Below are 9,141 nucleotides of genomic sequence, written 5' to 3'. Positions count from 1 at the left end.
AGTTTAAGCATCCCTGAATTCATAGGGATGATAACTTCCAAAGGTGGATGTTAACCATGTTAACAGAAACCATAACCTGGATAAATCTGGTCAACTGGATGAATCCATAAGAAATCAGGCCATAAGCTATCTTATCGATAAATTTTCTTCCTCTGGAACCAAGATAGGATGGCTCATGATAGCCTCGATCTTCGTAGAGTCATGGGACCTGTATTCAATATCGTTCATACTGATCTTCCTCTCGAAGATATTCCATCCGTCGGCGCTGCTGCTTGGACTTACCGCCGCTGGCACCCAGGGAGGAGCCGTTATCGGGGCATTGCTTGGAGGCTGGCTCGCCGACAAGATCGGAAGAAGGAAGATCTTCCTGTCCACCATGGTGATATTCATGGTGGTGGGCCTTGCTCAGGCTTTCTCTCCGAATATGATCGTTCTCGCCGCTCTGAGGCTAATGCTCGGAGTTCCGTTGGGTATGGACGTTGCAAGTGGATACACATACATAATGGAGTATATGCAGAAGGGAAAAAGAGAAGTTATGGGGAATAGATGGCAGTTAATGTTCGCGGTCGGAGAGATATCGGCCATAGCGGCTGTTGCAGTACTGCTTTATGCGGGTGTATCTCCGCACATCCTATGGAGGATTGTTCTAGGAGCGTCCGCCATACCAGCTCTTGTGATCTTCGTCCTGAGATATAATCTTCCTGAGACTGCCATATGGTTGATCGAAAAAGGAAAATACGTCGAAGCTAAGAAAGTCACAAAGGAAATGTATGGAGATTCGCTGGCCATGCTCCCTGATCATGATGAGGTTGTGGAAAAGGTTAAGCTTTCAAGATTTTTAGGCGAAATCAGGAAAGACAGGATAAAATGGAGAAGTTCGGTTTATGGCTGGATCGCCTGCTTTGCACAGAGCAGTGAATTTTCAACGTTTGCTTTCTATATCCCTGTGCTCTTTGTACTGCTGGGCGTATCAAGCATAATCGGTACCGATCTGATAACTTTAGGTATATATTTCGTCGCCATGATCTCTGGACTTGTGGGCCCTGCGATACTTCCGAAGATAGGACAGAGAAGACTCAGCATATACGGCTTTGGTATAGTTCTAATCGCCCTGATAATCGCCGCCCTTGCTATATTTACGCATCTTCTGATCATACTGCCATTCGTAGCCGCCTTAATGTTGTGGGGTCACTACTGGGATGCAGAAAATGTGATGACCATTCCATCAATGGTCGCTCCGCCTAAATATAAGGCAACATCTAGCGGCTTTGCCTATGTGTTTGTTAAGCTGCCAGCATTTCTTTCAATATTCCTATTTCCAGCCTTCTTCGATGCGATAGGAAAAGGACCGGCAACCCTCTTCACAGCCATATTTCCGCTCATAGGACTATTGTCTGCAATACTGATACTTCCAGAGGTGTATGGATACAAGGAGGTTCAGGCAAACCCATCATAAAAGTAAAATATTTATTTTTATTATAATGTTATTATATCTTATAAAATTCCAAGCCCAGTTCCCTTATCTTTTCCTGTGTCGGGTATCCTCTGGTATCCCAGCCACGTACCCTGTAATAGTCCTGCAGAAGCCTTGAGAGCGGAACGACGTTCCCCTTCTTTGGCCCTTTGGGAATCGGAACGTTCAGGAAGCGATCCGGTAGTTTATCGTCCTCCGGCTTTATTCCAGCTTTGAGGTTAAAGAGGCGTTCAAGGTTCCACACACGTTCGGCGGCCTTCATTATCTCATCTTTAGTGTAGTTGAAACCGGTCACGGCATTCACGAGCTCTATGTAATCATCCAGATTCAATGCAAACGACGGGAACTGGCAGAGGCCGGAGCAATCCATAACCTCGGTGAAGTCCTGAACGTATTTTACAAGATCGGCTTTACCATCCAGTTGAAGCGGATCCTGTGTTGGTTCCACGCCAAGTATCTCGTTCGATATTGTGTAGGCCCTCATGTGCGATCCGCCTATGTTGCTCGTGGCGTACTCCAGGGCCATTCCCCAGACACCGCGTGGATCGTAGGCAGCTATCTCCTGCCCCTTGACGCTCATCGATGCACTTTCGTCACCATACATCTTGGCAAGGCGGTATGATCCCTCAGCCAGCTTGTCTCCGAAATCCTTCCTGTATCCGATCTTCGCAGTCATCTCAAGGACAGCGGAGGTGTTTCCGAACTTTGGCTTCGTGGGCCCCACATCTTTGTCAGGTATCTTACCCTTCTCGTACAGCTCCATCGCAGCAGATATGGTAAGTCCAGCGCTTATGGTATCGTATCCCAGACGATCAGCATTATCGTTGGCCGCTATTATTGTGTAAAGATCATGAACCCCTGTATTCGGTCCAAGTGCCCAGGTGCTCTCGTATTCAGGGCCCTCGCTCTCACGTTCGTTGTATTTCACAACACGCCCACAGCCTATGGGGCATGCGAAGCAGGGTTGGTTGTGGATGAGATATGTTTCGGCCAGCGTCTCCCCGCTTACCTCATCTGCAATGGGATCGTCGCCAGAGTCCGTGGCGTTTTTCACGGAATATATGCCAGACCTGTTTATTATATTGGTCAAGACCTCGGTGCCGAACTGAGTTAAACCCTGTGAGGTCACAGGATTCTCCTTTATCTTTTTCAGCATCTTTGGAAGGACGGCCTTATACATCTCAGGATTGCCGATGGCTGGCATCTTTCCGCCTCCTGCAACGATGGCCTTGAGATTCTTTGAACCCATCACAGCTCCGACACCGTTCCTGCCCGCCGCTCTATGCTTGTCGTTCATTATGGCCGCGAATTTAACAAGATTCTCACCGGCCGGTCCAATGCAGGCCACACTGACGTTGCCGCCTATCCTGTTGACGAGTATGTCCGTGGTCTCGAACACGTCCTTGCCCCACAGGTCTGAAGCATCGCGGAGTTCAGCCTTTCCCTTGTCCACGAACAGATACACCGGCTTCTTTGATTTGCCCTTGAATATTATCATGTCGAAACCTGCATGCTTAAGCTTTGCCCCGAAGTAGCCCCCGGAGTTGCTCCTGGTGATCGTGCCTGTAAGCGGGCTCTTCGTCACGGCCATGTACCTTGCTGCCGTTGGAGCGCTCGTTCCGGTCAGCGGTCCCGGCGCGATTATAAGCTCGTTTTCAGGATCGTACGGATCGATCTTCGGGTCGACCTCCTCCACATAATACCTCGTGGCCAGCCCCTGTCCACCTATGTAATCGCGGGCCCACTGCATATTGGTATCCTCGATCTTGAGTGTGCCGCTCCCAAGATCAACCCTCAGGATCTTGCCTGTAAAACCACCAACCATATTGATCAAGATAATCAATAATTTACAATATATAAATATTCTTAAATACTTTTTAATTTCTCTCAATTGATATGAAGTCTAAATTGAGGCATCGATAATTTTTTATTGCGACATTCGTAATCTCCCTTTATGAGGAACGTTTTAGAGATCGTTGAAGACGCAGATAAGTACAGATCCTCCGTGATAAACCTGCAGGCTTCCGAGAATGTGATCAGTCCGGCCGTGAGGAGGGCCATCGCATCCGATTTTGCCTCCCGGTACTCCCACCTGGAAAACGGAGTCAATGATTATGGCGGAACAAAATACGCCGAGGAACTGGAAAATGCCGTTGCTGAAAAGGCAAGGATCCTATTCGGATTCTCTCATGCGGAGACAAGGACGCTGAGCGGGCATATCGCAGCGATGACTGTACTGGCTGCACTGGTGAAGAGAGGAGAGAGCATAATGAAGATGCCAGAATCTGTGGGCGGCTACACTGGCTACTCCAACGCCTACCTTCCTAGGATGATGGGATTCAAGGCCTATGATATACCGGTTGACGCCAACGGTTTTATTGATTACAATGGTCTGGAGAAGCAGGCGGAGTATATCAAACCCAAGATGATCGTTCTGGGCCAGTCCATATTCGTCAAATCCTACGATCTATCGAGGATCAGGGAGATATGCGACAGGCATTCATGCATCATAGGATACGATGCATCCCATGTCATGGGCCTGATAGCTGGAAAACAGTTTCAGAGGGATATAAAGAAGGCGGATGTCGTGTTCGGATCAACACACAAGACGTTCTTCGGCCCACAAGGCGGCCTCATACTAACGGATAATGAAGGAATGTTCAAACGCATAGAGGAAAACGTCACATGGAGGACCATGGATAACTACAACATAGCCAGAATGGCTGGAGTCGGAGTGGCCATAGAGGAGATGATCAAATATGGGCAGGATTATGCACAGAGAGTGATAAAAAATTCAAGGACGCTTGCAGAGGCAATAAACGGAAAGATAAGGGTGAAGCATGACCCATGGTTCACGGAGTCTCACCAGATACTCCTGGACGGAGAATGGCTGAAATCGCAGGGCTACGATTATGTGAAGTTCAGCAAAACCATGGAGAGCAACGGTATAGTGGTAGACAGGATTGGGAGGATAGGCACAGCAGAAATCACAAGGATGGGCGTGGATGACATGTCTGAGATAGCGTCGATGATCATCGATGCCTTTGAAGGTACAGATGTGAAGGATAGGGTTAATAAATTCGTACGCAATATGAAAATGAGGTACTATGAAAGTTAGTGAACTGATGACCACAGACCCGATAACTGTGAGCATTGACGACACGTTTTCCAAGGTGATGTCAAAGATGAACGAGACCGGCATACACCAGCTCCCCGTCATGGACGGAGACCGCTATGCCGGCATGATAACGTACTCGGATCTGCTGAAGAAGAGAAGCATACAGGTAAAATCGAAGATATCAAACTACACCATAAACACGCCAACGTTGAACGCTGACGATGATGTCCTGGAAGCCGTACGCCTCATAAAGGATACCGGGTTATCCGCACTCCCCGTGTTCCAGAAGGGGAAGCTAGTGGGCATAATATCAAGGACTGACATAATAAAGAATCTGCCCCAGATCGTTGACGTGAAGGACGTCAGGATATTTCAGATCATGAGCTCCGATCCAGTGTACGTCTATGAGGATGATGACATCGAAGAGGCCTTCGACAATATGAGGATGCTCAACGAGGTCGAAATACCTGTTGCAAGCAGGGATGACAAGCTATCCGGAATAATAAGGCTGAACAACATACTCAACATACTCTACAGGCAGAAGGAGAAGATAAAGTATGGAGGCTACGGAGAAAAGGAACCAGTAGAGATAAAGTGCAAGTCGCTCATGGATCCGCCGGTAAGCGTGGACAGGTACTCCGGAATAGATGAGGCCGTGAAGCTGATGACGCAGTACGGTTTGCATATAATGCCGGTGACCGACTCTGGGAAGATCGTGGGCATCGTGGACTTCAGCGATCTTATAAACATGATCAAGACGGAGAGCAAGGAAGGTATACTCATAGAGATAAGCGGCCTCGACATATACGACGAGGATCTCTATGATATAGCCTTCGAGCTTTCCGAACGCTTCCTCGATAAATTCTCCAGGATGACAGATGTGTCTCAGGGAAAGCTCCTTATACACGTGATGAAGTACAAGACGCAGGGTTCCACAAAGTACAGCATAAGGACGAGGATTTCAGCCCCGCCGCTATTCCTGGTGCAGAACGGTTCTGGCTGGAACTTTGCGGAGGTGCTTGGAGAGATCTTCGACAGGTATGAGGAGAGGCTCAAGAAGATCAAGGAGAAGCAGTAAAGATGCTGCTTTCTCCCATCTTCATTGATGTTTCATCTTTTCGTTTTCAATTTTCTGATTTTTCTCATGATGAGGTGATAGTTTATGAGTGGTGAACTTCTTGACAGGATACTGGATTACGTCGGATCCAGATCCTCCTTCGCCGATGCCAGGTTCATGGAGATCGAAAGCAGGGGGGCCGTGATAAGGAACGGAGAATTCGATGAATCCATATATTCAAACGACAGCGGATACGCAGTCAGGGTCGTCAACGGTTCCATCGCCATGGCGTACGTGGATTCGGAGGACTGGGACAGGGTAAAGGCAGCTCTGGATGACGCCATAAAGAGATCGAAGAAACCCGGCAAGAACAGGATATACCATGGGAAGGCTGAAAGAGCTACTTGGTCAGAGATAGGTGGTGATCACGTCAGAGACCACAGCCTGGAGGATATCGTGGGAATACTCAAGGACGCAGATTCCATGGCTGGAGATGCAAGCGTCCGAATAAATGCGTTATCCGACAGGTTCGTGCACCAGGTGTATGTGAACACAGACGGGTCGTATGTTGATGGTACCTATTCAAGGATCTTCTTCAACTACCTCGTGGGCGTTTCCGAGAACGACAGGTACGAGCAGTCCTCAGAGGAATTCGGCTGGACCGGTGGCTACGACAACTTCGACTTCAAGATGATATCCGATACCATAGGCACTGATGTGTCAAACCTACACGAGATAATACTTGCGCCCTCCGTGGAACCGGGGAACTTTGATGTCATAGTTGGCCCGGAGATATCGGGCATAGTGGCGCATGAGAGTGCAGGCCATCCTACTGAGTACGACCGTATCGCTGGCAGGGAGGCTGCCCTGGCCGGTGAGTCTTTCCTCACCGGAAAAACATTTCCATACAGGATAGGTTCGGATAAGGTCAGTGTCATAGACGATCCCACTCTTAAAGGTTCGTACGGGTACTACCTGTACGATGACGAGGGCGTCCGTGCCAGGAAGCGTTATCTTTACAGGAACGGATACACGTCTGAATTTCTAATAAACAGGGAGAGCGCAGCCTGGCTAGGACAGGAGAGCAACGGTTCCGGCCGATCGTCGTCATGGGATATGGAACCGCTTGCAAGGATGAGCACCACATACATTGAACCAGGAGATTACTCATTCGAAGAGCTGTTTGAAGACGTTCACAGGGGCATATACATCAAGTCGTTCACCGAATGGAACATAGACGATATAAGGTTCAACGAACGCTACGTCGGAAAGGAGGCCTATTACATAGAGAACGGAGATATAAGGGGCCGGATAAGGAGGCCAATACTGGAGACGAATACGATAAAATTCTATTCAGCCGTTGACGCCGTCGGCAAGGATCTGCACTTCAGCGCCGGCATCTGCGGCAAGGGCGATCCGGAACAGGGCGTGGAGGTATGGATGGGCGGGCCGCACATGAGGCTCAGAAACATGAGGGTGAAGTGATCATGTTCGATCTTGATAGGATATCGGAAATATTCGATAAGAAATTCGACGAGTATGCCATCGAGATGCACGTGAACAGGGATGAACAGGTGCGGTTCTCTAATGGAAGCAGGGATCTGCACAACATATGGCAGGAATCCGTCCTGCTAGTATTCGTTTCAAGAGGAAAGAGGACGATAATGACAACCATAAAGGAGGGTGCCGATCTGGAGAAGTCCATCGAGGATCTGTCACGGAGAATAGACCAGGCTCCTGAGAATCCCCTGTTCTCTGGCATAAACGACAGGAAGCAGACGTACAGGAAGATCGATGCTTCCTCAAAGGGCTTCGACGCTGACGATCTCGCCGACAGGGCGATCGAAGGATCCAGGGACGCTGGTTCAGACAGGATGGCTGGTCTGGTGTATGCCATGCGATCCAGGGTAGAGATAGCAACCGGGTACAACAGAGGTTCCTACGATTCAGTCGGTGCGGAGGTCGTCGTACGGTCATTCAAGGGAGATCGATCAGGGCAGGAGTGCGGACACAGCGGCATAAACGGCAGTCTGGATGCATATGCCATCGGAAAGAGATCGGCGGAGAACATAGTTAACGTGGAGAAACATGAGGGCAGGGAAGGCCGCTACGATGTCATACTCGCCCCCATGGCCGCAGGGAACATCATAACCTCCGGAAGCTATGCATTCTCTGCACATACCGTAATATCAGGCCTGAGCTTCCTCCAGGATTCAGTGGGCAGGCAGGTTGCATCGCCAATCGTCAACCTGTACGACGATCCGACTGATACGGCCGGGATGGCCTATCGCGTCTTTGATGAGGAAGGTACTGCCACATCTAAGATCCCGCTGATAGACCATGGAACGCTGAAGACGTATCTTCACTCAGCGTCAACTGCAAGATACATGAACACGCAGACGACGGGAAACGCGGGTATCATATCTCCGGAGTCCTGGCAGCTTGAGATGGATGGTGGCAATACGCCAATTGCTGAACTGATATCTGATATGCGCGATGGGCTCTTCGTAAGGAACAGCTGGTACCTGCGTTTCCAGGACTACAGAAACGGCATATTCTCAACCGTACCGAGGGACGGCGTTTACCATGTGAAGAATGGCGAGATAGTGGAGTCCTGGGAAGGCGTGAGGATAAGCGATTCCATCCCAGACATACTGAAGAAGATCTCAGATCTTTCCAGGGAGACTCAGTACGTGAAATGGTGGAACGAGGTCATGCCCTCGAGGCTCCCGTACATCAAGGTCAACGGACTCGGTATAACAAAGTCCCACTGACCCATTTTTCTCCGTTCAAGAATAAGTTTTAAGCATAGTCAGTGATACTTTTTCATGGAAGTCGAGAAGTACGATCTCACGCTGGATTTTGACATTCAGAAGAAGACCTTCAATGGAACTGAGACGATAACAGCTGATGCTGGAGACATTGTCCTGGATGCCGTTGGGCTCCAGATAAACTGGATGAAGGTCAATGGCAGGGATGCCGCTTTCACGTACGATGGCCAGGTCATACGGGCTCCTGGCGATTCCCAGCCGCAGAAGATAGAGATATCTTTCGCCGGAAAGGTCTCAGATTCTCTCTCAGGTATATACTATGCCGGTCGCGAAAATGGCATGATAACGACACACTTCGAGGCGACGGATGCCAGGCGCATGTTTCCTTGCGTTGATCACCCGGCACACAAGGCAGTGTTCTCTATCACGCTCATCATCGACAAGGATTACGATGCAATATCGAACATGCCGCCGAAGCGCATTGAGGTCTCAGAGAAGAAGATCGTGGAATTTCAGGATACACCAAAGATGTCAACGTATCTGGTGTACGTGGGTGTCGGTAAATTCAAGTATGAGTATGAGAAATACCGTGACGTCGATTTGATACTTGCATCACTCAAGGAGATAAAATCGAAGTATCCCCTTGATATGGCCAGAAGATCGATCGAATTCTACGAGAATTACTTTGGAATACCATACGCTCTGCCAAAGATGCACCTGA

6 protein-coding genes and 1 pseudogene are annotated in these 9,141 nt (G+C 49.1%); 6 read left to right on the top strand and 1 reads right to left on the bottom strand.

The window, feature by feature from the left end; translation table 11 throughout:
* Nucleotides 1-76 precede the first annotated feature (76 nt).
* Nucleotides 77-1,456 (top strand): MFS transporter, encoded by a 1,380-nt coding sequence (locus F6Q11_RS07285; protein ID WP_367119340.1) that lies wholly within the window; start codon nt 77-79, stop codon nt 1,454-1,456.
* A gap of 31 nt (nt 1,457-1,487) precedes the next feature.
* On the opposite strand, the gene F6Q11_RS07280 is transcribed toward F6Q11_RS07285, so the two are convergent.
* Entirely contained in the window at nt 1,488-3,299 is a 1,812-nt protein-coding gene (locus F6Q11_RS07280; protein WP_297027867.1) for an aldehyde ferredoxin oxidoreductase family protein, read from the bottom strand.
* Nucleotides 3,300-3,428: 129 nt separating this feature from the next.
* Here F6Q11_RS07280 and F6Q11_RS07275 point away from each other — a divergent pair, with 129 nt between their 5' ends.
* The 5 genes and pseudogenes from F6Q11_RS07275 to F6Q11_RS07255 all read left to right on the top strand — a co-directional run.
* Complete coding sequence (locus F6Q11_RS07275; RefSeq protein ID WP_297027865.1) at nt 3,429-4,592, top strand: serine hydroxymethyltransferase; 1,164 nt, start codon at nt 3,429-3,431, stop codon at nt 4,590-4,592.
* Nucleotides 4,582-5,670, top strand: coding sequence for a CBS domain-containing protein (locus F6Q11_RS07270; protein WP_297027862.1), 1,089 nt, complete (start codon nt 4,582-4,584; stop codon nt 5,668-5,670). Before F6Q11_RS07275 ends, F6Q11_RS07270 begins: the two co-directional genes overlap by 11 nt.
* A gap of 84 nt (nt 5,671-5,754) precedes the next feature.
* Nucleotides 5,755-7,134 carry a TldD/PmbA family protein gene (locus F6Q11_RS07265; RefSeq protein ID WP_297027860.1) on the top strand — a complete coding sequence of 460 codons (1,380 nt, stop codon included), beginning with the start codon at nt 5,755-5,757 and terminating at the stop codon, nt 7,132-7,134.
* Nucleotides 7,086-8,423, top strand: coding sequence for a TldD/PmbA family protein (locus F6Q11_RS07260; RefSeq protein ID WP_297027857.1), 1,338 nt, complete (start codon nt 7,086-7,088; stop codon nt 8,421-8,423). Before F6Q11_RS07265 ends, F6Q11_RS07260 begins: the two co-directional genes overlap by 49 nt.
* A 54-nt stretch (nt 8,424-8,477) precedes the next feature.
* Nucleotides 8,478-9,141, top strand: a pseudogene (locus tag F6Q11_RS07255) (peptidase); the annotation flags it as partial.

This window comes from Thermoplasma sp., assembly GCF_008709555.1.
GTDB lineage: Archaea > Thermoplasmatota > Thermoplasmata > Thermoplasmatales > Thermoplasmataceae > Thermoplasma.
The sequence above is the reverse complement of the archived record's forward strand: the minus strand, read 5'-3'. Positions and strand labels throughout refer to the sequence as shown.